We start from the raw sequence: 25,588 nt of genomic DNA, 5'->3' as shown, positions 1-25,588 counted from the left end.
CTGCCACGGTAGCCTGATCGCGATGACTCCCCGCCGCTCCGCCCGCGCCCTGCTGCGCCCCCTCGCCGCCGCGGCCGCGGCGGCCGGCATCGCCCTCGCCGTCTCCGGCTGCGCCCCCACGGTCTCGCTCGAGGCGGCCCCCGACGCGACCGATCCGCTGTGCGCCGACGTGGTCGTGCACCTCCCCGCGACGCTCGGCACGGCGCCGCTCCGCGAGACCGACGCGCAGGGCACGGGCGCGTGGGGCGCTCCGCAGAGCACCGTGATCCTCCGCTGCGGCGTCGCGACGCCCGGCCCCACCACGGACGCGTGCATCAGCTACGACGACGTCGACTGGGTCGAGGACGACTCGCGCGCGCCCGACATCCGCTACACGACCTACGGCCGCACGCCCGCCGTCGAGGTGGTCATCGACTCGACGCAGGCCAGCTACACCGCGCTCACCGACCTCAGCGGCGTCGTCTCGGCCATCCCGCAGACCGCCAAGTGCGTCAGCGCGCAGGATCTCGGCGAGGCGCCGCCTCCGGGGAGCTGACCGGGAGCGGTCCCGCCCGCCCTGGCGCCAGCGCACGACGCACGCCGCGCTCGCGGATCATCCGCCGGCCCGTCCGCCACCAGCGCAGCCACGGAAGCTCGTGAGGCCAGTGCACCGTCAGCGAGGTCATGCCGCGGCTCATCCGCAGCGGCAGGGTCGACGGCCGGGTGAGCGGCCGCATGCTGATCCCCATCCCGAGATGCGGGTCGAGCACGATGCGGTGCTCGGGTCCGAGGTGCACGGACAGGTCGATGTCGTCGTGCAGGTGCGTCCCCTCGCGGTGCACGTCGTCGCGCACCGCCAGCCAGGCGTCCCGGCGGAGCGCGAAGTTGGATCCGAACAGCGGCGGGTGCCCGAGCGCGAGCGTGACGGACACGAAGTAGGCGCCGAGGTAGGCGACCGCCGCGACGCCGCGGAGCGCGCGGGGTCCGTCGAGGAAGCGCGCCGCCCCGGTCACGGCCGCGACGTCGTGACGTGCGGCGAGCACGTCGCCGAGCCGCTCGATCCAGTCGGCGGGCGGCACGCAGTCCGCGTCGAGCCGGGCGATGACCTCGTGCCGCGCGGCGTCGTAGCCGGCGGACGCGGCCGCGGGGATCCCCACCACGGCCTCGTGGACGACGCGAGCGCCTGCCTCCCGCGCGACCTCGGCGCTGTCGTCGCGCGACGCGTTGTCGACCACCACGATCTCGTCGGGCGCGACCGTCTGCCCCGCGATGGCCTGCAGGCACGCCCGGAGGTGGCCCGCGTCATCGCGCACCGGGATGACGACGGAGACGGTGGGCCGAGCTGACGGCGCCGGGCGGATCCCCGTCAGGCCACCGCGGGCGCGGTCCCCGAGCCGCACGGGCCCGCCGGGTCGGGCGACGGGATGGAGGCGGGGCCGGGCGACGGATCGTCCTACGAGCATGCGCACGAGCCTAGGCTCATCGCCCCGGCGCCACAGGCCTCAGGCGCGGGCGTCATCCGCCTCCCATGCCAGCGCCACGTCGAGCAGGCGCGAGATGAGGTCCGGGTACGCGAGGCCCGAGGCCTCCCAGCACGCGGGGAACATCGAGATGGGCGTGAAGCCCGGCATGGTGTTGATCTCGTTGAGCACGAAGCCCTCCGCCGTGAGGAAGAAGTCCACGCGCGCCAGCCCGCGCGCGTCGACGGCTCGGAAGGCGCGGACCGACAGCTCGCGCAGCTCTGCGAGCTCGGCGTCGGTCACGTCGGCGGGGCACACGAGGTCGATGCCGTCGGCGCCGAGGTACTTCGCGTCGAAGTCGTAGAAGTCGCGGCCGGTCACCACGATCTCGCCCGCGACCGATGCGCTGGGCTCGCGGCCCGGACCCTCGTCGAGGATCGCGCACTCGACCTCGCGGCCGACGAGGCCCGATTCGACGAGCACGCGGTCGTCCTCGCAGAAGGCGACCTCCAGCGCGGCGTCGAGCCCGGCGTCCGCGGCCACGCGGCTCACGCCGACGCTGGATCCGGCGCGGGCCGGCTTCACGAACGCCGGCAGCCCGAGCGCGGCGGCCCGCTCGCGGACGCCCTCGGGATCCGCGGCCCACTCGTGGCGCGACACCGTGATCCACGGCGCGACCTCGATGCCCGCCGCGCGCAGCACGGTCTTCGCGTAGTGCTTGTCCATGCCGAGCGCGGAGGCGAGCACGCCGGATCCGACGTACGGCAGGCCGGCGAGCTCGAGCATGCCCTGCACGGTCCCGTCCTCGCCCTGCGTGCCGTGCAGGATCGGGAAGACGACGTCGACCCGGCCGAGCGACCGCTCGGCGCCGTCCGCGTCGCGCACCGTGAGCTCGCGGTCGGCCGTGCCGTCGGGCCAGCGCACGCGCGTGCCGTTGTCGACCACGCGCGGCAGGGCGTCGGCGTCGAGCGCGAGCGCCGAGGCGTCGTCCTCCTGGAGGGTGAAGGCCCCGTCGGGCGTGATGCCCACGGGGATCACCTCGAACCGCTCCCGGTCGATGGCGCCCAGCACGCCGCTCGCGGTCGCGCAGCTGATGGAGTGCTCGCTGGAGGTGCCCCCGAAGAGGAGCACCACCCGGATCCGTGCGGTCATGCTCACTCCCCCTGGGGCGTGTCGTCGTCGGTGGTCAGGTGCGGTGCGATGTCGCGCGGAGACAGCGTGCCCGCCAGCACCTGCGACACCTGCTCGACGATCGGCATCAGCACGCCGCGCTGGCGGGCGAGCTCGAGGACGGGCGCGACCGAGGAGAGCCCCTCGGCCGTCTGCTGCATGCTCTTCACGACGTCGGTGAAGCTGTAGCCCTGGCCGAGCAGGCGCCCGGCGGTGTTGTTGCGGGACAGCGACGACTCGCACGTGGCGATGAGGTCGCCGAGGCCCGCGAGCCCCGCGAGCGTCTCGGCGCGGGCGCCGTAGGCGACGGAGAAGGCCGTCATCTCGGCGAGGCCGCGCGTGATGATCGACGCCTTCGTGTTCTCGCCGTAGCCGACGCCGTCGACGATGCCCACGGCGACGGCGATGAGGTTCTTGAGCACCCCGCCGAACTCGGTGCCGATCACGTCCGTGTTCACGAAGGAGCGGAAGTAGGAGCTGCGGGCGATCTTCGCGACCCGCTCGGCGGTGGACTGCTCGGCCGACGACACCACGACGGCGGTCGGCTGCGCCCGGGCGATCTCGAGCGCGAGGTTCGGCCCCGATGCCACGGCGATGCGCTCCGGCCCGATCCCCAGCACCTCGGCGATCACCTCGCTCATCCGGAGGCCCGTGCCCTTCTCGACGCCCTTCATGAGGCTGACGACCACGGCGTCCGAGGGGATGAGGTCGCGCGCCGCCTCGAGGTTCGCGCGCAGGGTCTGGCTGGGCACCGAGACGAAGACGTCGGTCGCGCCGGCGAGCACGCGCTCGAGCGACGGATCGGCCGTGAGCCGCTTCGGCAGGTTGATCCCCGGCAGGTAGTCGCTGTTGCGCTTGGCCTCGGTGATCTCCCGGGCGAGCTCGGGCCTGCGGGCCCACATGACGACGTCGCTGCCGCCGTCGGCCATGACCTTGGCGAACGTGGTGCCCCAGCTGCCGGCGCCGAGGACGACGATGCGGCGCCGGTCCCCGCCGCCCTCCTGGTCGGGCGTCGATGCGGCGGATGCGGGGGTCGGGCTCGCGGTCGCGTCACTCAAATCGGCCGGTCTCCTTCTGGTTCTTCGAGCGGGGATCCCACCGCTCGGTCGGGGCGGTCTCGCCGCGCAGCTCCTCCACGAGCTCCGTGATGGCGGCCATGACGACGGCGGTCGCCTCGGTGAGGGTCGCGGAGTCGAGGCTCCGGTCGCGGAAGCGGTCGAGGTCGACGGGCTCGCCGATGGCCACGTGGATCGTCGTCCGCGGGAAGAGCCGCACGCGCTTCGAGTAGCGGCCCATGAGCTCCTGCGTGCCCCAGTGCGCGGCGGGGATCACGGGGATCCCGGCCTGCAGCGCGAGGCGCACGGCGCCGGTCTTGCCGCGCATGGGCCAGAGGTCGGGGTCGCGCGTGAGCGTGCCCTCGGGGTAGACGACGACGATGCGGCCGTCGCGCGCGAGGTCCGACGCGGCCTCGATCGCCTTGCCGCCGCGGACGCCCCCGTCGCGCTGCACGGGGATCTGCCCGGAGCGGCGGAGGAACCAGCCGACCACGGGCACGTCGAAGAGCGACGCCTTCGCGAGGAAGCGGGGCAGGCGCCCGAGCTTCCACGCCACGGCGCCCATCACGACGGGGTCGATCTCGCTGTGGTGGTTCGGCGCGAGCACGTACGAACCCGTCCGCGGCAGCCGCTCGGCGTGCCGGATCTCGAACCGCACGGCCGCGTTCAGCACCGGCAGCACCAGGGCGGCCAGCACCCAGAAGATCGACGGTCGGGCCTTCTCGTTCGCCATGGATCCTCCGGTCGGGTCGCGGTCGTCATCGGTCGCCCGCCGGGGGCCGCCCGACGGAGGGCCGGGCGCGTCCGTCGTGGACGCGCCCGGTCGGCGTGGGCGGCGCGGGGCGCCGCCGGTGAGGCTATCCCTCGTAGGAGAAGTCCGCGCCCAGCTGGCGCAGCTTCCCGATGAAGTCCTCGTAGCCGCGCGAGATGATCCCCACGTTGCTGACCGTGGACCGGCCCTCGGCCGTGAGTGCGGCGATGAGGTGGCTGAACCCGCCGCGCAGGTCGGGGACGGTGATGTCCGCGCCGTGCAGGTGGGTCGGCCCGGTGATGACCGCGGCCTGCTCGAAGTCGCGTCGCGCCACGCGGCGCTCGTGGCCCTCGAGGCCCTCCTTGTGGACGACGATGTCGGCGCCCATCTCGTTGAGCGCGTCCGTGAAGCCGAAGCGGTTCTCGTACACGGTCTCGTGGATGATCGAGACGCCGGGCGCCTGCGTGAGCGCCACGACGAGCGGCTGCTGCCAGTCCGTCATGAAGCCGGGGTGCACGTCGGTCTCGATGACCACGGGCTTGAGGTCGCCGCCCGGGTGGTAGAACCGGATGCCGTCCTCCTCGATGTCGAACGCGCCGCCGACCTTCCGGAACACGTTGAGGAAGGTCATCATCTCGGCCTGGCGCACGCCGCCGACGAAGATGTCGCCGCCGGTCGCGAGCGCGGCGGATGCCCAGCTCGCCGCCTCGTTGCGGTCGAAGAGCGCCCGGTGCGTGTAGCCCTCGAGGCGGTCGACGCCCTCGATGAGGATCACGCGGTTCGGCTCGACGGAGATGATCGCGCCCATCTTCTGCAGGATCGCGATGAGGTCCATGATCTCGGGCTCGATGGCCGCGTTCTTGAGCTCGGTGATGCCCTTCGCGCGGACGCCGGTGAGCAGCACCTGCTCGGTGGCGCCGACGCTCGGGTAGGGCAGCTCGACGTTGGCGCCCTTCAGCCCGTCCGGCGCCGTGAGGCGGATCCCGCTCGGGAGCTTCTCGACGACCGCGCCGAACGCGCGGAGGGCGTCGAGGTGGAAGTCGATGGGGCGGTCGCCGATGCGGCAGCCGCCGAGGTCGGGGATGAACGCCTCGCCGAGGCGGTGCAGCAGCGGCCCGCAGAAGAGGATCGGGATCCGCGAGCTGCCGGCGTGAGCGTCGATGTCCGCCATGTGGGCGCTCTCGACGTCCTTCGGGTCGAGGATGAGGTCGCCCTCCTGCTCGCCCTTGCGGAGCGTCACGCCGTGCACCTCGAGGAGGCCGGAAACGACGCGGACGTCGCTGATGTCGGGCACCGAGCGCAGGAGGCTGGGGCTCTCGCCGAGGAGCGAGGCGACCATGGCCTTCGTGGCCAGGTTCTTCGCCCCGCGGACCTCGATGCGGCCGCGCAGCGGGATGCCGCCGTTGATGACGATGGAGTCGGACAGGAGACCCACTCGCTCTCCCGCCTTCTTGGCGTCGCTGACTAGTGAGTTCATTCAGTTCTCCAGAGCTGCCGGCCGGGCCGGCAAGGTGCGCGGGCGCCATGAGGCCCGTCGGTGTTCGAAGGTGGTGATGGCGTCCTCGTCCCGGAGGGTGAGGGCGATGTCGTCGAGCCCCTCGAGGAGCCGCCACCGAGTGTATTCGTCGATCTCGAACGGGACCGTCAGGCCGGGTGCCGTGGCGATCCGCTCGACGAGGTCGACGGTGAGGTCGAGTCCGGGCTCCGCGTCCATGGCGGCCCACAGCCTCTCGACGTCGTCCTCCGTCACGAGTCCCGTGAGGAGGCCCTGCTTCCCCGAGTTGCCGCGGAAGATGTCGCCGAACCTCGGGCTGAGCACGGCGCGGAAGCCGTAGTCGCGGAGCGCCCACACGGCGTGCTCGCGCGAGGATCCGATGCCGAAGTCCGGACCGGCGACGAGGACGGTGGCGCCCTCGTAGACCGGCTGGTTGACGAAGAACGCGGGGTCCTTGCGCCACTGGAAGAAGAGTGCGTCCTCGAAGCCGGTCTTGGTGACGCGCTTGAGGAACTGCGAGGGGACGATCTGGTCGGTGTCGACGTTCGACCGCTCGAGCGGCACGGCGGTGCCGGTGACGCGGGTGATGGGCTCCATGCTCAGGCCCCCTGTCCGACGGACGCGGCCTGCCGGATGGACTCCGCGTCGACGACGCCGTCCTCGTGCAGGTCCCACGGGCTCGAGAGCGTGCCGCGGATCGCGGTGGCCGCGGCCACGAGGGGCGACACGAGGTGGGTGCGCCCGCCCTTGCCCTGGCGGCCCTCGAAGTTGCGGTTGCTCGTGGAGGCGCAGCGCTCCCCCGGCGCGAGCTGGTCGGGGTTCATGCCGAGGCACATGGAGCAGCCGGCGAAGCGCCACTCGGCGCCGAAGTCGGTGAAGACCTTGTCGATCCCCTCGGCCTCCGCCTCGAGCCGCACGCGCGCGCTGCCGGGGACGACCATCACGCGGACGCCCTCGGCCTTGGTGCGGCCGCGCACGATCTCGGCGGCGGCGCGCAGGTCCTCGACGCGGCTGTTGGTGCAGGATCCGATGAACACGGTGTCGACCGCGATCTCCTTCATGGGCGTGCCGGGGGCGAGATCCATGTAGGCGAGCGCGCGCTCGGCGGCGGCGCGCTCGTTGGGGTCGGCGACGGCGGCGGGATCGGGGACGGGCTCGCTCAGCGAGACGCCCTGGCCCGGGTTCGTGCCCCACGTGACGAAGGGCTCCAGCGTGTCGGCGTCGAGGAAGACCTCGGCGTCGAACACGGCGTCGTCGTCGCTGGCGAGCGTCTCCCAGTAGGCGACGGCCTCGTCCCAGTCGGCGCCGGTCGGCGCGTGCGGGCGGCCCCGCAGGTAGTCGTAGGTGGTCTGGTCGGGGGCGACCATGCCCGCGCGCGCGCCCGCCTCGATCGACATGTTGCAGATCGTCATCCGGCCCTCCATGGAGAGCGAGCGGATCGCGCTGCCGCGGTACTCGAGCACGTAGCCCTGCCCGCCGCCGGTGCCGATCTGCGCGATGACCGCGAGGATGATGTCCTTCGCCGTGACGCCCGGACGCAGCGTCCCCTCGACCGTGACCGCCATGGTCTTGAACGCCTGGAGCGGCAGGGTCTGCGTGGCCATGACGTGCTCGACCTCGCTCGTGCCGATGCCGAAGGCCATGGCGCCGAACGCACCGTGCGTGGAGGTGTGCGAGTCGCCGCAGACGACGGTGATGCCCGGCATCGTGAGGCCGAGCTGCGGGCCGACGACGTGCACGATGCCCTGCTCGATGTCCCCGAGGGAGTGCAGGCGGATCCCGAACTCCTCGGCGTTCTTGCGCAGGGTGTGGATCTGCGTGCGGCTCGTGAGGTCGGCGATGGGCTGGTCGATGCCGACGGTCGGCGTGTTGTGGTCCTCGGTCGCGATGGTGAGGTCCGGGCGCCGCACGGGGCGGCCGGCGAGCCGGAGTCCGTCGAACGCCTGCGGGCTGGTGACCTCGTGGACGAGGTGGAGGTCGATGTAGAGGAGGTCGGGCGTCCCGTCCGCCCCCTCGGCGACCAGGTGGTCGGCCCACACCTTCTCGGCCAGTGTCTTCGCAGGCTGCACGGCTCTCCTCATGGCAGTGGCGCGAGGGACCCCACGCGCATCATGGGAGTCTAACGCCGGGTGCCCGCGGCTATTCCTCAGGCGGTGGGCGCGCCCGCGGACCCGTCGTCCCGCGGCGCGTCCTCGGCGCGGGCCTCGATCACCACCACGGTCACGTTGTCGCGGCCGCCAGACGCGAGCGCCTGCGCGACGAGCGCGTCCGCCGCCCGGTCGACGCCCCCGCCGTCCGCGTGCGCGAGCTGCAGCACGCCGGAGATGGCCTGGTCGTCGAGCTCCTTGGTCAGCCCGTCGGAGCAGATGAGGAACACCTGGTGGTCCACGACCGGCAGCAGCCACTCGTCGGCCGCGACCTCGTCGTGGGATCCGACGGCGCGCGTGATGAGGTTCCGCACCGGGCTCCGCTCGGCCTCCGCGCGGGTCATCCGGCCCTGGTCGACGAGCTCCTGCACGGCCGAGTGGTCGATGGTCACCTGCTCGAGGCGCCCGCCCGTCCAGGCGTAGACGCGCGAGTCGCCGACGTTGAAGACCATCCAGAGCGGGTCGCCGGCATCCGAGCTCACGAGCGCGACGCCCGCGAGCGTGGTGCCGGCCACCGTGCCGGGCGGGTCGTCGCCCGTGATGAGGTCGCCGATCGCGTCGTTGGACGCGTCGACCGCCTCGATGATGAGGTCGCGCGTGACAGGGGCGTCGCCGGACAGGCCGCCGAAGGTCTCCACGAGGGTCGCGCTGGCACGGTCGCCGAACGCGTGCCCGCCCATCCCGTCGGCCACCAGCCAGACGGGCGGGTCGGCGAGGAGGCCGTCCTCGTTCACGGCGCGCACGCTGCCGACGTCGGTGCGGGCGGACCACGTGACGTGGATCCTGCGCCCGCCGAGCGCGATGGTGCGCGCCTCGGTCACCGGGCGTCCCGGTCGTCGGCGCCGCGCTCGACCGGAGCGGACTCGTCGGCCGACCCGGTGACGGGGACGCCGTCGGCCCGCATCTTGATGAGGCTGGCCACGGTCGCGACCACCATCGACGCGAGGATCACGACGAGGCTCACGATGGTCGGGATCTCGGGCGCCCACTCGATGCCCTCGCCGCCGTTGACGAACGGCAGCGTGTTCTCGTGCATCGCGTGCAGCACGAGCTTCACGCCGATGAAGAAGAGGATGAACGCGATCCCGTACTTGAGGTACACGAGCCGGTCGAGGAGGCCGCCGAGCAGGAAGTAGAGCTGGCGGAGGCCCATGAGGGCGAAGATGTTGGCGGTGAAGACGATGAAGGGCGACTCGGTGATGCCGAAGATGGCCGGGATCGAGTCGAGGGCGAAGATCAGGTCCGTGGTGCCGATCGACACGAACACGATGACCATGGGCGTCAGCACCTTGCGGCCGTCGATCACCGTGCGCACCTTCGCGCCGTCGAAGTCGGGGGCGATCTTGAGGCGCCGGCGGAGGAACCTGATGAAGAGCGAGTCCTCGCTCTCCTCGTCCTCGTCGCCGACGGCCTGCTTCACGGCCGTGTAGAGCAGGAACGCGCCGAAGATGTAGAAGATCCAGCTGTAGCTCTCGATGAGCTCGGCGCCCAGCAGGATGAAGATCCCGCGCAGCACCAGCGCGATGATGATGCCCACCATGAGCACCTCCTGCTGGTACTTCCGGGGCACGCTGAACCGGCTCATGATGATGACGAACACGAACAGGTTGTCGATGCTGAGGCTGTACTCCGTCAGCCACCCGGCGAGGAACTGGCCCGCGTGCTCGCCGCCCGCGACGAACAGCATGATCACCGCGAACACCAGCGCGAGCCCCACGTAGAACGCGACCCAGAGGGCCGACTCCTTCGTCGACGGCACGTGCGGGCGACGGTAGACGATCAGCAGGTCGGCGACGAGGACGAGGACGAGGACCGTCAGGGAGATGATCTCGAACGGGAGGGGGAGGACCAGGGGCACGCGGAGGCTTTCTGCAGCACGGGGACGGCACGGACATGCCTCGACGAAACTACATGGCGGCCGACGGGTTGTTCACAATTCCCCCATCCGGGGCATCCGTCCATCGGCCCGCGGTTACGGTGGTCGCTCATGACACGAGAGGGACGCCCTATGTCCGTACTGGCGAACGAGCTCGATGCACGCGACCACGGCGGGGAGGACACCGGCCCCCGTCGCCGCGGCCCCCGCACCTCCGGCGACGCCCGGGCCAGCATCATCGACGCGGCCCGCATGCTGTTCATCGAATCGGGCGCCGACCGCGTCAGCGCCCGCCGCATCGCCGCGGCGGCCGGCGTCGACCCGAGCCTCGTCCGCTACTACTTCGGCTCCCTCGAGGCGCTGCTCGAGGAGGCGCTGCGCCCGTCGGAGGACCTGCTCGCCCCCTACCTCGGTCTGCGCGACCTGCCCATCGAGGAGCGCGGCGCGGCCCTCGTCTCCGCGGCCCTGCACACGTGGGAGCACCCGGTCGGATCCACGATCATGCGCTGGGTCACCGTCTCGTCGGACCACGACAGCGCGGCCTACCGCCGGTTCTCCGAGGCGGCGCCGCAGCACTGGATGAGCGCCCTCCCCGACGGGATCCCGCAGGAGGAGGCCGCCGTCCGCAACTCGCTCGTGGGCGCGGCGCTCGGCGGCATCGCGATCACCCGCTACATCTGGCGGAGCGAGCCCATCGCGAGCATGTCCCGTGAGACGGTCGTCGCGCTGCACGGGCCCGTGGTGCAGGGGTTCCTCACCGGCCCGCTGCCGGACGTCCCGGTCGCGGCCTCCCTGCCCGCCGCCTGACCGCTACCGCCACCTGCCCCGGAGGGCATCGCGATCATCCTCGGTCGGTCAGCTCCTCGCGGACGGCGAGCGGCTTCCGCACCAGCTTGTGCGGCGCGGCCTGCGCGACGGGCTTGAGGGTGAGCAGGTCCACGTTCACGTGCGGCGGCAGCTCCACCGCGTGCACGATCGCCTCGGCCACGTCCTCGGCGGTCAGCGGTCCGGGGACGCCGTCGTAGACCGCGTCCGCCTTCGCCCGGTCGCCGCCGAAGCGCACGAGCGAGAACTCCTCCGTGCGCACCTGGCCGGGCGCGATCTCGATCACGCGGATCGGCTCCCCCGCGAGCTCCAGACGGAGCACGCCGAGCATCGCGTGCGCGGCGGCCTTCGCGGCGTTGTAGCCGCCGCCGCCCTCGTAGGGCACGTGCGCGGCGATGGAGCTCACGGTCACGATGTCGGCGCTGCCTCCCTCGGGGACGCCGGCGCGGAGCAGCGGGAGGAGCGCGCTCGTCACGCGCCGCACGGCGAGCACGTTGATGTCGTACATCCAGGCCCAGTCCTCGGACGAACCGCCCTCGACGGAGTCGGTGCCCACGGCTCCCCCGGCGTTGTTCACGAGGGCGTGCACGTGGCCGGTCTCGCGCAGGTGGTCGCGGAGCGCGTCGACGTCGGCCTGCACCGTGAGGTCGGCGACGGCGTAGGTCGCGCCGGTCTCCTCGGCGAGCGCTCGCAGGCGGTCCTCGCGGCGGGCGACGCCGACGACGTCCCACCCCCGGCTCCGGAACAGGCGGACGGTGGCGGCGCCGATCCCCGAGCTCGCACCCGTGACGACGACCCTCTTGCTGCTGGACATGACCCCAGCGTAGGGAACGCCGGCGGCCGCGGGTTACGCCCCGCGACGGACCCGCGTTGACCGGTCGCCCCCGCGATTCCTACAGTCGGGGAGCGCCCGCACGGGAGGCACCGACGCACGAGGGAAGGCACGACGATGAGCGACCACGACGAGGACCGGGCAGCGGGCTGGCGCTTCGAGACGCAGCAGATCCACGCGGGGGCGGCGCCGGATCCGGTCACGCACGCACGCGCGACGCCCATCTACCAGACCACGTCCTACGTGTTCGACGACGCCCAGCACGCGCAGGACCTGTTCGCGCTGGCGCAGCCCGGCAACATCTACACGCGCATCATGAACCCCACGCAGGCCGTCGTGGAGGAGCGCATCGCTGCCCTCGAGGGCGGGACCGGTGCGCTGCTGGTCGCCTCCGGGCAGTCGGCCTCCACCTTCGCCGTGCTCAACATCGCGCAGGCGGGCGACCACATCGTCTCGAGCTCCTCCATCTACGGCGGCACGTACAACCTCTTCAAGTACACGCTCGCGAAGCTCGGCATCGAGACGACGTTCGTCGAGGACCAGGACGACCCCGAGGCGTGGGCACGGGCCGCGCGGCCGAACACCAAGCTGTTCTTCGCCGAGACCATCGGCAACCCGCGCATCAACGTCCTCGACATCCGCGCCGTCGCCGACGTGGCGCACGATGCGGGCGTGCCGCTGATCGTGGACAGCACCATCGCCACCCCGTACCTCATCCGGCCGCTCGAGCACGGCGCGGACATCGTCGTGCACTCGGCCACGAAGTTCCTCGGCGGGCACGGCACGGTCATCGGCGGCCTGGTGGTGGACGGCGGCCGGTTCCCGTGGTCCGAGCACGCGGAGCGCTTCCCGGGGCTCACGACCCCCGATCCGTCGTACCACGGCGTCACCTACGCCGAGGCCTTGGGTGACGGCCTCGCCTACATCACCAAGGCGCGCGTTCAGCTGCTCCGCGACCTCGGGGCGTCCATCGCCCCGGCGAGCGCCTGGCAGCTCATCCAGGGCATCGAGACGCTGAGCCTCCGGATCGAGCGGCACGTGCAGAACGCCCAGGCGGTGGCCGAGTGGCTCGACGCGCACGAGGACATCGCGAACGTCTACTACGCGGGTCTCCCGTCGAGCCCCTGGTACGCGGCGGGGAACCGGTACGCGCCGCGCGGCGTCGGCGCCGTCCTCTCCTTCGAGCTGAAGGGCGGGGTGGACGCGGGGCGCGCGCTCGTCGAGTCGCTGGAGCTGTTCAGCCACCTGGCGAACATCGGCGACGTGCGGAGCCTCGTCATCCACCCGGCGTCGACCACCCACGCGCAGCTCACGCCCGAGCAGCAGCTGACGGCGGGCGTCACCCCCGGGCTCGTGCGCCTGTCGGTCGGCCTCGAGAGCATCGACGACATCATCGAGGACCTCGCGGCCGGGCTCCGGGCCGCGCGCGCCGTCAAGGACGGCGCCGCCGCCCCTGCGCTCGCGGGCACCCGGCAGAGCGGGGCGTAACACTCGGGCGCGCGTCCGCCCCGGGTGCTTCACTGACCGGGATGGACTGGCAGACACCCGAGGACACCGTCCCGTCGAGCCTGGTGACGGATGCGCAGATCCGCTCCCTGATCGGACGGCCGCCCGCGTCGGGCGCGTGGCGCGAGGGCGACCCCGTCGCCGACCGGCTGTTCGCACAGGTGGGGGGGATCGACCTGGAGGCGGGCGGGCGGATCCCGTCGGTGCGCGTGGCATACGAGACCTTCGGCGAGCGCGACCCCGACGGCGGCAACGCCGTGCTGGTGCTGCACGCCCTCACGGGCGACAGCCACCTCCGCGGATCCGCGGGTCCCGGGCAGCCCACGGGCGGGTGGTGGTCGGGCATCGTGGGTCCCGGCCTCGCGATCGACACAGACCGCTGGTTCGTCGTCGCCCCCAACATGCTGGGCGGCTGCCAGGGCACGACAGGCCCCGCCTCCCTCGCGCCCGACGGCGCCGAATGGGGAGCGAGGTTCCCCTTCATCACCATCCGCGACCAGGTCGCCGTGCAGGCCGCCCTCGCGGATGCGCTCGGGATCGCCGTCTGGGCGGCGGTCGTCGGCGGGTCCATGGGCGGGATGCAGGCGCTGGAGTGGGGCGTGGGGCTCCCCGACCGGATGCGCCGGCTCGCGATCCTCGCGGCCCCTGCCATCGCCAGCGCCGACCAGATCGCGCTCAACTCCGTGCAGGCCGAGGCGATCCGGATGGATCCCGCGTACCGCGACGGCGACTACTTCGACGCGGCGGACGGCGACGGGCCGCACCGGGGCCTCGCGCTCGCGCGCCGCATGGCGCTGCTGAACTACCGCAGCCCGGACGAGCTCAATCAGAGGTTCGCCCGCTCGTGGCAGAGCGGCATCAGCCCGATGGGCGACGAGGGCAGGTACGCCGTGGAGTCGTACCTCGACTTCCACGGGAACAAGTTCACCCGGCGCTTCGACGCGACCAGCTACATCCGCCTGATCGACGCGATGAGCTCGCACGACGTGGGTCGTGACCGCGGCGGCGTCGAGGCCGCGCTCGGGAGGGTGCGGGCGGCGACGCTCGTGGTCGGCATCGACAGCGACCGGCTGTTCCCCGTCCCCGACCAGCGGCTCGTCGCCCGGCATGTGCCCGGGACCGTCGACGGCGGCGAGGTCGTCGTGATCTCCTCCGACTACGGCCACGACGGCTTCCTCATCGAGAACGAGGCCGTGGGCCGCGAGCTCGCGCGCCTGCTCGACACCCCCGCGTAGGAGCGCCCCAGTCCGGGGGTGAGTTCCGTGCGCGGCATCGCCCGCGACATCATGCGTTCCTATGCTTCCCCTGGGAGCACGCCGCCCCCTCCGGGCACCGGCGTACGAGGGGAGCACCGATGAGCCGACGTCCGCTGCACGCGACGGGCCACGGCCAACGGGTCCGCGTGGCGCTGGTCGACGACCACGTCCTCCTGCTCGACGGCCTGAGCGCCCGGCTCTCGCGTCCCCGCACGGGCGTCGAGGTGGTCGCGACCTCCCCCACGTGGAACGGGCTCGTGCGCGACGACCGCTTCCCTGATGCCTTCGACGTCGTCGTCCTCGACCTCGCGCTCCGCGACGAGGTGCCGGTCGCGCAGAAGATCCGCACGCTCACGGGCGCCGGCCTCACGTCCGTGCTCCTGAGCACGCATGCCGACCCGTCGACCATCCACGGCGCCATGCGCGCGGGCGCCTCCGCCGTGGTCCCGAAGGCCGAGTCGTCGGAGGAGCTGATCGCGAGCATCCACGCCGCCGCGGACGGCACGCCCCGGCAGACGGCGCTCGTGCAGCAGGCGATGCAGGACTTCCAGGCCGAGGAGGATCCGCGGCTCGGCCAGCAGGAGCAGCGCGCGCTGGTGCTCTACGCGGGCGGGCGGTCGATCCGCGACGTCGCGGAGGCGATGAGCACGACGGAGGAGACCGTCAAGTCGTACATCAAGCGGGGGCGCCGCAAGTACCTGCACGCGGGGACGGACCTCGGGACCAAGCTGCTGCTGCGGCGCCATGCGATCCGCCACGGCTGGATCGCGCCGGAATAGGGTACGGATCCATCCGCCGCCCACCCGCCCGGGCGGGCGGTGCGCGATCGTAGGGCATGTGGACAATCGCCCCGCACCGTCACGTCGGCGTGAGATGCGCGTGACGGACGCGCCTAGGATCGGAGCACACCCAGCGCTCGCCACCGGCGTCGGCGCACTCCGAGCGGGGACCCGATGGATCGCATGAAGCGCGAGCGCGAGCGCCTGCTGCAGCGGACCGCACGCGTGTACGGCCTCAGCTTCACCGCGGTCGCCGCCGCGTGCATCCTGCTGCCGGGCGAGATGCCGGTGCCCGCCGCGGCCGGCGGCGTCGCGCTCCTGGCGGTGCTCGCCGTCGCCCAGTGGCGGATCGGCACCGACGCGCGCGTCAGGTGGATGGTCGTCGTGCTCGTCGCCGGGCTCGCGGCGATGGTCGTCGCCCAGCTCGGCGGGCGCTCCGCATCGTCGCTCACCGCGCTCACCCACATCTCCGCGGGCGCCATCGGCTCGCTCGCGCTCCTCGAGACCGTGCGGCCGGGACGGCTCCGCGTCGTGGCGGCCGCCTTCGTCCTCACGAGCGCGGTCGCCGTCGGCGCCTCCTGGTCCACCGGCGCCTTCCCGTACGTCGTCCTGGTGCACGTGTTCGGCTGGCTGCTCGCGGGGATCCTCGGCTACTGGCTGAGCGTGGCCGTGCACCGGGTCGGCCGCCGCATCACCGACATCGGGCGCGCCCACCGCGCCGAGCGCATGGCGAGCGAGCTCGAGGCGCAGCGACGCCAGGGCGCGCGCCTCCTGCACGACACCGTGCTGGCGACCCTCACGCTCCTCGCGCACTCCGGGGTCGGCGTCACGCCGCAGGCCATGCGCCAGCAGGCGGCCGACGACGCGCGCCTGCTCCGCCAGCTGCGCCTGGGCGCGAACCCCACCCCGCAGGCGTCGGGCGGGTACACGCTCGAGCCCGTCGAGCAGTCGGTGCTCGGCAACACGCTCGAGTCGGTGAAGCAGCGCTTCGGCCGGATGGGCCTCGAGGTCAGCTGGCACGGGACCGGGCAGGTGCTGCTCCCGAGCGACATCCTCGACGCGTTCCTGCTCTCGCTCGCCGAGTGCCTGGAGAACGTCCGGCGGCACGCGGGCGTCACCGAGGCCCACGTCACCATCACCGACGACGACACCACCGTGCGCGCCATGGTCACCGACGCCGGCGTCGGCTTCGACCTCGCGCACGTGGACCAGGCGAAGCTGGGATTCAAGGAGTCGGTCGTCGCGCGCCTCACGGACGTGGGCGGCAACGCCCGGCTGTTCTCCTCCCCCGGATCCGGGACGACGGTCGTGCTGGAGGTGCCCAAGTGAGCGCCCGCGCGGACGACGCGCCGCCGCGCACGAGCCGTCGGATCCGCCTGCCCGCCGGGACGCCCGCGCAGCCGACGTCCATCGGACTCGGGTACCTGGGCGCCGGGTCCGCCGTCGTCTGCGCCATCTCCATGGGCTACGGCCTCGTCCGATTCGCGCTCGACTACCGGATCATGCCGTCCCCCGGGCTCACGGCGACCGCGTGGGTCCTCCTCGTCGCCCTCCTCGCCGCGGCCGTCGTCACCATCCGTGCCCTCCGCGACCGCATGCCCGGCCCGCTCATGGCGGTCTTCGTCGGCGGGCTCGGCATCGTGGTCGCGCTCGACCTCGCGGCGGTGTGGCCCCTCGGCGACGTGATGCAGCACGCCACGGCGGGCATCGCGGCCGGCGCGGCCCTCCTCACCACGGTCACGTACCGGCCGGCGCGCGAGGTGCTCGCGGTGGACATCGCCCTCGGCGTGGTTCTCCTCGCCGTGTTCCTCTTCTCGGATCCGGTGCGTCCCGCCGACCTCGCGCCCGAGATCTCCGCCATCGCCCGCGCCGTCGTGCCCGCGGCGTTCGGCGTCACGGTCGTCCGCGGCTTCCGACGCGTGACCGAGATGGAGCTGGACCGCGTGCTCGTGCAGAGCACCGTGTCCGCGCCGCGCTACGCCGTCGGGATGATGGCGTCCGAGGAGCTGGCGCGCCTGGACCTGGCGGCGGAGCAGCTCCTCGACGACGTGGCGAACGGCCGGGAGCCGCTGCCGCTCTCGCCCCTCGCCGCGTCCACGGCCGCGTCCCTCGCGACCGAGCTCCGCCTGCACCTCATCGAGGGCCGCCGCGAGACCTGGCTGCACCACGCCATCACGGAGTCGGAGTTCCTCGGACCGGACGTGACCCTCAGCGACCCGAGCGCCCTCGCCGGCCTCCTCGACCGCCGCCAGCGCGACGGCCTGCTCTCGGCGGTCTGGCTCCTGCTCACCTCGACCGAACGGCGCAACGGCGTGCCCGAGGTGTCGGTGCAGCTCGCGCTCGGACCGCTCCGCGGACGGCCGCCCGGCGCGCAGCCCGTGCCGCTCCGCCGCGCCATCGTGCCCATCGTCGTGACGACGACCGGCCTCACCCGCACCCGACTGGATCCCTCGACGTGGGATGCTATCGACAAGGTCGGCACGCACACCGAGAGCACCCGCGGGTCGAGCCTCCTCATCACCATCGACTGCGTAGTAGACAACCCCGCCGACCGGTGAGGGCCCCGCACAAGGACCGGAGAGCACGTGCCAGCTGAGAACCGACCGATCACCCTCGCCATCGTGGACGACCACAGGATGCTGCTCGGGGCCCTGACCGAGTGGATCCGCAACGCCGCGTCCGACATCGAGATGGTCGCCGCCGTGTCCACCTGGCCCGACCTCCTGACGCATCCGCGGTTCCCCGTCGATGTCGTCCTCCTCGACCTCGACCTCAAGGACAACCTGCCGATCTCGCTGAAGATCGCGACGCTCAAGACCACGGGCGTCAAGACCGTGCTCATGAGCACGTACTCGGAGCCCAACGTCGTGCGCGAGGCCCTGGCCTCCGGCGCCCTCGGCTACCTCGTGAAGAGCGAGGACGCCAGCATGATCGTCGACGCCATCCGCCTCGCGGCCGACGGCCAGTCGTACATCTCCGCCGAGCTCGACCTCGCGATCAACAGCACCGATGTCGGCGGGGTGCCGAAGCTCAGCGCGCAGGAGCGCCGGGTCATGGCGCTCTACGGCGGCGGCGAGCCCGTGAAGTCGGTCGCCTACAGCCTCGGCATCTCCGAGGAGACCGCGAAGTCGTACCTCAAGCGGATCCGAGAGAAGTACCGCGTCGCGGGCTTCGACGTCGGCACCAAGGTGGCGCTGCGGAAGCGCGCGATCCAGGACGGCATCCTGCTCCAGGGCGAGTAGCCCGGCCCCGCTCCGGCCGGCGCCGGTGGCGCGCCCCGCTCAGCCGCCGATGCCGATCGGCTGGGTCGTGGGCCGCCGGCCGTCCGCCGGCCGGCGGGATCCGCGCCGGTGCCGGTCGAGCCCGAAGGCCGTGAGCGCGATGAGGAGGCCGGCGACGCTCAGCCCCACGCCCACGAGCGCGGGCGACGTGTAGCCGAGACCGGCCGCGACCGTGACCCCGCCGAGCGCGGCGCCGACCGCGTTGCCCGTGTTGAGCGCCGAGTGGTTGAGCGCCGCCGCGATGGACTGCGAGTCGTGCGCCACGTCCATCAGCCGGATCTGGATCCCGGGCGACAGCGCCGCAGCCGACCCGCCGATGAGGAACAGGAACCCGAACAGCCCCACCGGGTTCGAGGCGGTGAGCACCAGCCCCACGAGCGAGACGATGAGCAACCCGAAGAGGGAGAGGAGCGCCGCCTTCACGTCGCGGTCCGCCCACCAGCCGCCCGCGAGGTTGCCGGCCGTCATGCCGAGGCCCACGACGACGAGCGCCAGCGGCACCGACCACTCGGGCAGCCCGGTCACCTCGGTGACCATGGGCGACACGAACGTGTAGACGGCGAAGAACCCGCCGAAGCCGATCGCGCCGATGAGGAGCGCGAGCCAGACCTGCAGCCGCGTGAACGCCCGGAGCTCGCGCCGCAGCGTCGCCTCCGGGTTCCCCGCCTGCGCGGGTACCGCGAGGAAGACCGCGACGAAGGTGGCGGCGAAGATCGCGGCGACGACGAGGTACGCGACGCGCCAGCCCGCGTTCTGCCCGATCCACGTCACGATGGGCACGCCGATGACGTTGGCGATGGTGAGCCCCGCGAGCACGAAGGCGACGCCCCGGGCGCGCTTGCCCTCCCCCATCAGCTGCGCGGCGACCAGCGACGCGATGCCGAAGTAGGCGCCGTGCGGCAGGCCCGCGACGAAGCGGGCGACGACCACGAGGCCGAAGCTCGGGAGGATCGCGCTGAGGACCGTGCCGAGCGTGAAGGCCAGCAGCAGCCAGAGCAGCAGCTTCCGCCGGGGCGCCCGAGCCGATGCGGCCGCGATGGTCGGCGCGCCCACCACCACGCCGAGGGCGTAGGCGCTGATCAGCGTGCCGGCCTGGGCGTTCGCGGCCTCCGTCGAGCGCGCGGCCACCTCGGGGAGCAGGTCGGCCGCGAGCTGCGGCAGGAGCCCCATGGCGACGAACTCGGTGGTGCCGATGGCGAACCCGCCCATCGCGAGGGCGAGCAGGGCGACGCGGACGCGGGCCGGCGACAGGGTCGCCCGCCCGGAGGAGGGGGGATTCACCCGACGAGCCTACCGGCGGTCGGGATCCGGTCCCGGCCTCGTCCTCGGCGCCGGCCCGGCCTCAGGCGTCGGCGCCGCGGGCCTCGATGGCCTGCTCGAGCCGGTCGAGCTTGCCCGTGAGCTCGCCCTGGTAGCCGGGGCGGATGTCGGCCTTCAGCACGAGCGAGACGCGCGTGCCGAAGGGCGCGACGGCCTCGGTGGCGCGACGGACGACGTCGAAGACCTCGTCCCAGTCGCCCTCGATCGTGGTGAACATGGAGTCGGTGCGGTTCGGCAGGCCGGACGCGCGGACCACGGCGACCGCGGCGGCCACGGCGTCGTGGACGGAGGCGTCGGGCGCGTCGCCCCCGCTGGGTGCGACGGAGAAGGCGACGAGCATGGGGACCCCCGGGGTTCGACGGCGTCGGTGCTCCGGGCGGACGCCCGGCCGGCGACCGGCTCTGCGCCCAGGCTACCGGCGGGTGGTCCGCCTGTGGACGACGGCCGACGCCGGGGGCCACGCCCCGCGAGACTCCCCAGGTACTTGAAAGTTCACAGAACCGGTGGGTCTCCGCGCCCGCCCGGAACGCACGGAGGAGCAGGGCCATGGACAGGAAGACCAAGATCATCATCGGGGTGGCGGGCGGCGTGGTCGTCCTCGTCGGAGGCTTCGCGGCGTTCGGCGGCCCCATCTACAAGCAGCTGGCGGGCACGCCGGACGCCGCCCCCACCCTCGCGTCGACGCCTGCGCCGGGCGGCGCGGTCGGCGACCTCTCCGGCGACTGGAAGGTGGGCGGGTCCTCGTACGCCGGCTACCGCGTCGACGAGGTGCTGAACGGCACGCCCGTCACGGTGAACGGCCGGACGGACGCCGTCACGGGCGACATCACGGTCGCCGGATCTCAGGTCACGAAGGGCACCATGACGGTCGACGTGAAGCAGATCCACACCGACCAGCCCCCGCGCGACGCGTACTTCCAGAACGAGGCGATGAAGACGGGCGACTTCCCGACCGCGACCTTCACGCTGACGCAGCCGATCGCGGCCGACGGCGTCGAGGCGGGAGTCCCCGCGACGTACGACGTGACGGGCGACCTCACCCTGCACGGGGTGACCAAGAGCGTGACCGCGCAGATGCAGGCGAGCTTCACGTCCGACGGCGGCCAGATCGTGGGCTCCATCCCGATCACGTTCCAGGACTTCGGCGTCCAGGCCCCGAGTCTCGGCTTCGTGACCGTCGAGGACCACGGCTCGGTCGAGTTCTCGCTCGACGTGGCGAAGGCCTAGCCGCCGGATCCCGCCAGCGTCTCCCGCACGGCCCTCGGCATCGCCTCGGCGATGTCGAGGGCCGTGATCGGTCCGCCGCCGGACGCGAGGCCGCCCGCACGACCGTGCAGCCACGCCGCGGCCGCGGCGATGGCGGCGAGCTCCGCGAGGCGATCCTCCGCGTCGGCGATCCGCGCGGACGCCCCCGCGGTGAGGGCGCCGAGCACCCCGCCGAGGACGTCGCCCGAGCCCGCCGTCGCGAGCCAGGGCGTCCCCGCGCGGATCGCGATGCGCGCGGACCCGCCGACCACGAACGTGGTCGCGCCCTTGAGCAGCACGCAGACGCCGAGCTCCCGCGCCGCGCGCTCGGCCCAGCCGGAGGCGTCCGCCGCGATGTCCTCCGCGGACGCCCGGATGCCGGCGCCGTCGAGCAGCCGGGACAGCTCGCGGAAGTGCGGCGTGACCACCACGGGTCCCGTCGCGCGCCCGACGAGGTCGAGCGCGCCGGCGTCCACGACCGCGGGCAGCCCCTGCTCGAGCGCGGCGACGATCGCGTCTGTCGCGGCGTCGTCGCGGTGGGCCAGGTCCATGCCGGATCCGACCAGCCACGCCTGCACGCGCCCGTCGGCCGTGACCACCTCGGGCCTCCGGGCGAGCACGGAGGCGGACGCGCCCGCTGGCCCGAGGTAGCGGATCATGCCGACGCCCGTGCGCGCGGCCGCCTCGACGCCGAGGACCGCGGCGCCCGGGTAGCGGTCGGACCCCGTGCGGATGCCGAGGACGCCGCGCGTGTACTTGTCGTCGTCGTCGCGCGGGAGGCGGATCGCCCGGCGCGTGCGTTCGGCGTCCTGCCGGATCCAGCCGTCGGGTGCGTGGTCGTCGTGCGCGTCGCTCATGCCCACACGATAGGCGCGCGGGAATGCGACGGCCGCGCCGGGCCTTGGGTCCATGAGGCCGCCGATGCCCTCCGCCCGTCCCCGCGCGCCGCGCCTCCCTCGAGGATCCGCGCCGCCGCCCGCCTGGAAGGATCCCCATGACCACCTCCCCGCTCTTCGAGCCGATCACCGTCCGCGGCGTGACCGCCCGCAACCGCATCTGGGTCGCGCCGATGTGCCAGTACAGCATCGACGCCCGCGACGGCGTGCCGGGCGCCTGGCACCTCGCGCACCTCGGGTCGTTCGCCCGCGGCGGCGCCGGGCTCGTGATGGCGGAGGCCACCGGCGTCAGCCCCGAGGCGCGCATCACGCCGGAGGACACCGGCATCTGGGACGACGCGCAGCGTGACGCGTGGAAGCCGATCGTCGACTTCATCCACGAGATGGGCGCGGTCGCGGCGATCCAGCTCGCGCACGCCGGCCGCAAGGCGTCCACCTACTCGTTCTCCGGCCGCGGCACCACGCCCGCCGAGGAGGGCGGCTGGCAGACGGTCGCCCCGTCGGCCGATCCGTTCCCCGGTTACGGCACGCCCGTCGCGCTCGACGCGGACGGGCTGCGCAAGGTCGTCGACGACTTCGCCGCGGCCGCCCGCCGCTCGGTCGACGCCGGCTTCGACGTGCTGGAGATCCACGCGGCGCACGGCTACCTCATGCACCAGTTCCTCTCGCCGCTCAGCAACCACCGCGACGACGAGTTCGGCGGCAGCCTGGAGAACCGGGCGCGCCTGCTGCTCCAGGTGATCGACGCCGTGCGCGCTGAGGTCCCCGACGTGCCGCTGCTGGTGCGCTTCTCCGCGACCGACTGGGCGGGCGACGCCGGCTGGGACGAGGCGCAGACCGCGACCGTCGCCAGCTGGGCCGCCGAGCACGGCGCCGACTTCTTCGACATCTCCACGGGCGGCAACACGACCGGGGTCACGATCCCCGTCGCACCCGGCTACCAGGTGCCCTTCGCCGAGTACGTGAAGGAGCACGCGAAGGTCGCGCTCAACGCCGTGGGCCTCATCACCGAGCCGGCGCAGGCCGAGGCCGTCGTCGCCGAGGGCCGCGCGGACGCCGTGATGCTCGGCCGCGAGATGCTGCGCGACCCGCACTTCGCGCTGCGGGCCGCGCACGAGCTGGGCGTCGAGATCGACTACTGGCCCAAGCAGTACGACCGCGCGCGCTGGGCGGCCTGACCCGCCGATCCGCATGACGACGGCCCGGCACCCCGTGGGGGCGCCGGGCCGTCGTCATGCGCTGGCGGGTCAGACCCGTCGGGTCGCGTCCTGCACCTCGCCAACGAGCTCCTCGATGATGTCCTCGAGGAACAGCACGCCCGTCGTGTCGCCTGCCTCCGTGAAGGCGCGCGCGAGGTGGGCACCGGAGCGGCGCATCATCGCCAGCGCGTCCTCGAGCTCGGTGCCCTCGAAGACCGACACCAGCTGGCGGATCCGCTTGGCCGGCACCGGTCGCACGAACTCGTCGGCCTCGTCGAGGTCGATGACGTCCTTGAGGTGCAGGTAGCCGGTCGGCTCCCCTGCCTCGTCGACGATCACGTACCGCGAGAAGCCGTGCCGCGCGACAGCGCGCTCGACCTCGGAGGGGCTCGCGGTCTCCGGCAGGCTCACCAGCGCGTCCAGCGGGATCGCGATGTCCTGCACCTTCTTGCCCGTGAACTCGAACGCCGCGGTGAGCGCGCCGGTGCGGTCCTCCAGGAGCCCCTCGCGCGTCGACTGGTCGACGATGCCCTGCACCTCGTCGAGCGTGAACGCGCTCGCGGCCTCGTCCTTCGGCTCGACCTTGGCGAGGCGGAGCACCGCGTTGGAGATCGCGTTGAGGGCCACGATGAGCGGCTTCACCACGCGGGCGATGCCGACGAGCGGCGGCGCGAGCAGCAGGGCGGCCCGGTCCGGCACGGAGAACGAGATGTTCTTCGGCACCATCTCGCCCAGCACCACGTGCAGGAACGACACGATGAGCAGCGCGATGACGAACGCGATGGTGGAGATCGCCTCCTCCGGCAGCCCGGTGGCGCCCAGCGGGATCTCCAGCAGGTGGTGGATCGCCGGCTCGGACACGTTGAGGATCAGCAGCGAGCACACGGTGATGCCGAGCTGCGTCGTGGCGAGCATGAGCGTCGCGTGCTCCATGGCGAAGAGCGTGATGCGCGCGGCCCGGCTGCCCTCCTCCGCCCGCGGCTCGATCTGCGACCGCTTCGCGGAGATGACCGCGAACTCGGCGCCGACGAAGAAGGCGTTGACGGCGAGCAGCACGACGAGCGCGATGATCCCCCCGGCGTACTCACCCACGGGACGGCTCCTTCCTCATGGCGGCGCGCTCCGCATCCGCCTGTCGTCCGGCCTCGCGACCGGCCTCCCGCTCCGCCTGGCGGTCCGCCTGGCGCTCGGCCCGCGTGGTGCCCACCGCGGTGGCGACGGGCACGGGGACGGGCGTGAACCGGATCCGGTCGATCCGCCGGCCGTCGAGCCGCTCGACCCGCAGCGTGCCGGTCTCGAGCTCGAGCTCGTCGCCGACCACGGGCAGGCGGCCGAGCTCGCTCATGACGAAGCCCGCCGCGGTCTCGTACGGACCGTCGTCGGGGATGCGCAGGCCCGTGCGCTCGAGGAGCTCGTCGGGCCGGAGCATGCCGGGGAACGTCAGCGAGTCGCGCGAGCGGACGACGCCGGCGCGCGCGCGGTCGTGCTCGTCGGCGAGCTCGCCGACCAGCTCCTCGACCAGGTCCTCGAGCGTCGCGACCCCGGCGGTGCCGCCGTACTCGTCCACGACGACGGCCATCTGGAACCCGCGGCCGCGCAGCTCGCCGAGCAGGTCGTCGAGCTTCATGGTCTCGGGCACGCGGATCGCCTCGGACTGCAGCGCGGTGACGGGCACGAGCGCGCGCTTCTCGCGCGGCACGGCCACGGCCTGCTTCACGTGCACGAGGCCGATGACGTCGTCGACGCCGTCGTCCGTCACGGGGAAGCGCGAGTAGCCGGTGGTCATGGCCAGCTCGATCACGGTCTGCGCGCTGTCGGTGCGCTCGACCGACTTGACGCGGAGGCGCGGCGTCATGACGTCGGACGCCGTGAGGTCGGCGAAGCGCAGCGTGCGGCTGAGGAGCATCGCCGTGTCGTCCTCGAGGAGGCCGGCGAGCGCGGAGCGGCGGACGAGCGAGGACAGCTCCTCGGCGCTCCGGGCGCCCGACAGCTCCTCCTTGGGCTCGATCCCGACGAGCCGCAGGATCCCGTTCGCGCTGTTGTTGAGCAGCAGCACGGCGGGCTTGAACACGGTGGTGAACAGGGTCTGGAACGGGATCACGAGCTTGGCCGTCTCGCGCGGCAGGGCCAGCGCGAAGTTCTTCGGCACGAGCTCGCCGATGATCATCGACAGCAGCGTCGCGACGACGAGCGCCACGACGGTCGAGACCGGGGAGACGAGGCCCTCGGCGAGCCCCGCCGAGGTGAGCGGGCCGGCGAGCAGCAGGCTGAGCGCCGGCTCCATCGTGTACCCGGTGAGCAGCGTCGTCAGGGTGATGCCGAGCTGGGCGCTGGAGAGGTGCGTCGAGGTGATGCGGAGGGCCCGGATGGGCGGGCCGAGCCGCTTCTCGCCGCGCTCCTGGCGCTTCTCCAGGTCGGAGCGGTCGAGGTTGACGAGCGCGAACTCGCTGGCGACGAAGAGGCCGGTGCCGAGGGTCAGGAGGAGACCCGCGGCGAGGAGGAGCCATTCATGCAAG

At 72.9% G+C, this 25,588-nt stretch carries 25 protein-coding genes; 10 read left to right on the top strand and 15 right to left on the bottom strand.

Annotated elements, in window-relative coordinates:
• Nucleotides 1-22: 22 nt before the first annotated feature.
• Nucleotides 23-535 (top strand): DUF3515 domain-containing protein, encoded by a 513-nt coding sequence (locus FGD68_RS09115; RefSeq protein WP_237609373.1) that lies wholly within the window; start codon nt 23-25, stop codon nt 533-535.
• Here the strand turns inward: FGD68_RS09115 and FGD68_RS09110 are convergent.
• The 9 genes from FGD68_RS09110 to FGD68_RS09070 form a co-directional block, all read right to left on the bottom strand.
• Nucleotides 492-1,442, bottom strand: a complete 951-nt coding sequence (locus FGD68_RS09110) for a glycosyltransferase family A protein (RefSeq protein WP_237609372.1) — start codon at nt 1,440-1,442, stop codon at nt 492-494. The two genes, FGD68_RS09115 and FGD68_RS09110, sit on opposite strands and share 44 nt — an antisense overlap.
• 39 nt (nt 1,443-1,481) lie before the next feature.
• Complete coding sequence (locus FGD68_RS09105; RefSeq protein WP_119372431.1) at nt 1,482-2,591, bottom strand: D-alanine--D-alanine ligase family protein; 1,110 nt, start codon at nt 2,589-2,591, stop codon at nt 1,482-1,484.
• Between the two features lie 2 nt (nt 2,592-2,593).
• On the bottom strand, nt 2,594-3,667 hold the full coding sequence (locus FGD68_RS09100) for an NAD(P)H-dependent glycerol-3-phosphate dehydrogenase (RefSeq protein WP_181036653.1): 1,074 nt from the start codon (nt 3,665-3,667) through the stop codon (nt 2,594-2,596).
• A complete protein-coding gene (locus FGD68_RS09095) occupies nt 3,660-4,397 on the bottom strand; it encodes a lysophospholipid acyltransferase family protein (protein WP_104235428.1) in 738 nt (245 codons plus the stop codon). Before FGD68_RS09095 ends, FGD68_RS09100 begins: the two co-directional genes overlap by 8 nt.
• Nucleotides 4,398-4,521: 124 nt before the next feature.
• Nucleotides 4,522-5,892, bottom strand: a complete 1,371-nt coding sequence (murA, locus tag FGD68_RS09090) for a UDP-N-acetylglucosamine 1-carboxyvinyltransferase (protein WP_045527471.1) — start codon at nt 5,890-5,892, stop codon at nt 4,522-4,524.
• Nucleotides 5,893-6,507: a 3-isopropylmalate dehydratase small subunit gene (gene leuD, locus FGD68_RS09085; RefSeq protein WP_119372430.1), complete on the bottom strand. Its 615-nt coding sequence runs from the start codon at nt 6,505-6,507 to the stop codon at nt 5,893-5,895. It abuts the gene before it with no gap.
• Nucleotides 6,508-6,509: 2 nt separating this feature from the next.
• Nucleotides 6,510-7,991, bottom strand: a complete 1,482-nt coding sequence (gene leuC, locus FGD68_RS09080) for a 3-isopropylmalate dehydratase large subunit (protein WP_104235430.1) — start codon at nt 7,989-7,991, stop codon at nt 6,510-6,512.
• A gap of 65 nt (nt 7,992-8,056) precedes the next feature.
• Complete coding sequence (locus tag FGD68_RS09075) at nt 8,057-8,878, bottom strand: PP2C family protein-serine/threonine phosphatase (RefSeq protein ID WP_119372429.1); 822 nt, start codon at nt 8,876-8,878, stop codon at nt 8,057-8,059.
• The gene (locus tag FGD68_RS09070) at nt 8,875-9,915 is read right to left on the bottom strand and encodes a TerC family protein (RefSeq protein ID WP_104235432.1); all 1,041 of its coding nucleotides are present in this window, start codon (nt 9,913-9,915) and stop codon (nt 8,875-8,877) included. The genes FGD68_RS09075 and FGD68_RS09070 overlap by 4 nt, the downstream gene beginning before the upstream one ends.
• Nucleotides 9,916-10,065: 150 nt before the next feature.
• On the opposite strand from FGD68_RS09070, the gene FGD68_RS09065 reads away from it, so the two are divergent.
• Nucleotides 10,066-10,740, top strand: a complete 675-nt coding sequence (locus tag FGD68_RS09065) for a TetR/AcrR family transcriptional regulator (protein WP_119372428.1) — start codon at nt 10,066-10,068, stop codon at nt 10,738-10,740.
• A gap of 34 nt (nt 10,741-10,774) precedes the next feature.
• Here the strand turns inward: FGD68_RS09065 and FGD68_RS09060 are convergent, their stop codons facing one another.
• Nucleotides 10,775-11,572, bottom strand: coding sequence for an SDR family NAD(P)-dependent oxidoreductase (locus FGD68_RS09060; protein ID WP_119372427.1), 798 nt, complete (start codon nt 11,570-11,572; stop codon nt 10,775-10,777).
• A 135-nt stretch (nt 11,573-11,707) separates the two neighbouring features.
• Here FGD68_RS09060 and FGD68_RS09055 point away from each other — a divergent pair, with 135 nt between their 5' ends.
• The 6 genes from FGD68_RS09055 to FGD68_RS09030 all read left to right on the top strand — a co-directional run bounded on the left by FGD68_RS09055 (nt 11,708) and on the right by FGD68_RS09030 (nt 18,373).
• Nucleotides 11,708-13,078, top strand: a complete 1,371-nt coding sequence (locus tag FGD68_RS09055) for a bifunctional o-acetylhomoserine/o-acetylserine sulfhydrylase (RefSeq protein WP_119372426.1) — start codon at nt 11,708-11,710, stop codon at nt 13,076-13,078.
• Between the two features lie 41 nt (nt 13,079-13,119).
• On the top strand, nt 13,120-14,331 hold the full coding sequence (gene metX, locus FGD68_RS09050) for a homoserine O-acetyltransferase MetX (RefSeq protein WP_119372425.1): 1,212 nt from the start codon (nt 13,120-13,122) through the stop codon (nt 14,329-14,331).
• A gap of 119 nt (nt 14,332-14,450) precedes the next feature.
• Nucleotides 14,451-15,131, top strand: coding sequence for a response regulator transcription factor (locus FGD68_RS09045; RefSeq protein ID WP_104235437.1), 681 nt, complete (start codon nt 14,451-14,453; stop codon nt 15,129-15,131).
• A 174-nt stretch (nt 15,132-15,305) separates the two neighbouring features.
• Entirely contained in the window at nt 15,306-16,460 is a 1,155-nt protein-coding gene (locus FGD68_RS09040) for a sensor histidine kinase (RefSeq protein WP_119372424.1), read from the top strand.
• A complete protein-coding gene (locus tag FGD68_RS09035) occupies nt 16,457-17,689 on the top strand; it encodes a hypothetical protein (RefSeq protein ID WP_104235439.1) in 1,233 nt (410 codons plus the stop codon). The genes FGD68_RS09040 and FGD68_RS09035 overlap by 4 nt, the downstream gene beginning before the upstream one ends.
• A gap of 27 nt (nt 17,690-17,716) precedes the next feature.
• The gene (locus FGD68_RS09030) at nt 17,717-18,373 is read left to right on the top strand and encodes a response regulator transcription factor (RefSeq protein WP_104235440.1); all 657 of its coding nucleotides are present in this window, start codon (nt 17,717-17,719) and stop codon (nt 18,371-18,373) included.
• Nucleotides 18,374-18,412: 39 nt separating this feature from the next.
• On the opposite strand, the gene FGD68_RS09025 is transcribed toward FGD68_RS09030, so the two are convergent.
• Nucleotides 18,413-19,693, bottom strand: coding sequence for an MFS transporter (locus tag FGD68_RS09025; protein ID WP_237609371.1), 1,281 nt, complete (start codon nt 19,691-19,693; stop codon nt 18,413-18,415).
• A gap of 61 nt (nt 19,694-19,754) precedes the next feature.
• The gene (locus tag FGD68_RS09020) at nt 19,755-20,072 is read right to left on the bottom strand and encodes a thiamine-binding protein (RefSeq protein ID WP_104235442.1); all 318 of its coding nucleotides are present in this window, start codon (nt 20,070-20,072) and stop codon (nt 19,755-19,757) included.
• A 206-nt stretch (nt 20,073-20,278) separates the two neighbouring features.
• Here FGD68_RS09020 and FGD68_RS09015 point away from each other — a divergent pair, with 206 nt between their 5' ends.
• Nucleotides 20,279-20,959 (top strand): YceI family protein, encoded by a 681-nt coding sequence (locus tag FGD68_RS09015; protein WP_119373689.1) that lies wholly within the window; start codon nt 20,279-20,281, stop codon nt 20,957-20,959.
• Here the strand turns inward: FGD68_RS09015 and FGD68_RS09010 are convergent.
• Entirely contained in the window at nt 20,956-21,834 is an 879-nt protein-coding gene (locus tag FGD68_RS09010) for an ADP-dependent NAD(P)H-hydrate dehydratase (RefSeq protein ID WP_394803861.1), read from the bottom strand. The two genes, FGD68_RS09015 and FGD68_RS09010, sit on opposite strands and share 4 nt — an antisense overlap.
• Nucleotides 21,835-21,971: 137 nt before the next feature.
• Between FGD68_RS09010 and FGD68_RS09005 the strand changes: the two genes are divergently transcribed.
• On the top strand, nt 21,972-23,051 hold the full coding sequence (locus FGD68_RS09005; protein WP_119373338.1) for an NADH:flavin oxidoreductase/NADH oxidase: 1,080 nt from the start codon (nt 21,972-21,974) through the stop codon (nt 23,049-23,051).
• A gap of 69 nt (nt 23,052-23,120) precedes the next feature.
• Here the strand turns inward: FGD68_RS09005 and FGD68_RS09000 are convergent, their stop codons facing one another.
• Both FGD68_RS09000 and FGD68_RS08995 read right to left on the bottom strand, forming a co-directional pair.
• Nucleotides 23,121-24,164: a hemolysin family protein gene (locus FGD68_RS09000; RefSeq protein WP_104235446.1), complete on the bottom strand. Its 1,044-nt coding sequence runs from the start codon at nt 24,162-24,164 to the stop codon at nt 23,121-23,123.
• Nucleotides 24,157-25,587 (bottom strand): hemolysin family protein, encoded by a 1,431-nt coding sequence (locus FGD68_RS08995; RefSeq protein WP_119373337.1) that lies wholly within the window; start codon nt 25,585-25,587, stop codon nt 24,157-24,159. Before FGD68_RS08995 ends, FGD68_RS09000 begins: the two co-directional genes overlap by 8 nt.
• Between the last annotated feature and the right edge of the window lies 1 nt (nt 25,588).

This window comes from Clavibacter californiensis (assembly GCF_021952865.1).
Classification (GTDB): Bacteria; Actinomycetota; Actinomycetes; order Actinomycetales; family Microbacteriaceae; genus Clavibacter; species Clavibacter californiensis.
Note: the sequence above shows the minus strand (reverse complement) of the source record. Positions and strands in the feature narration are given on the sequence as shown.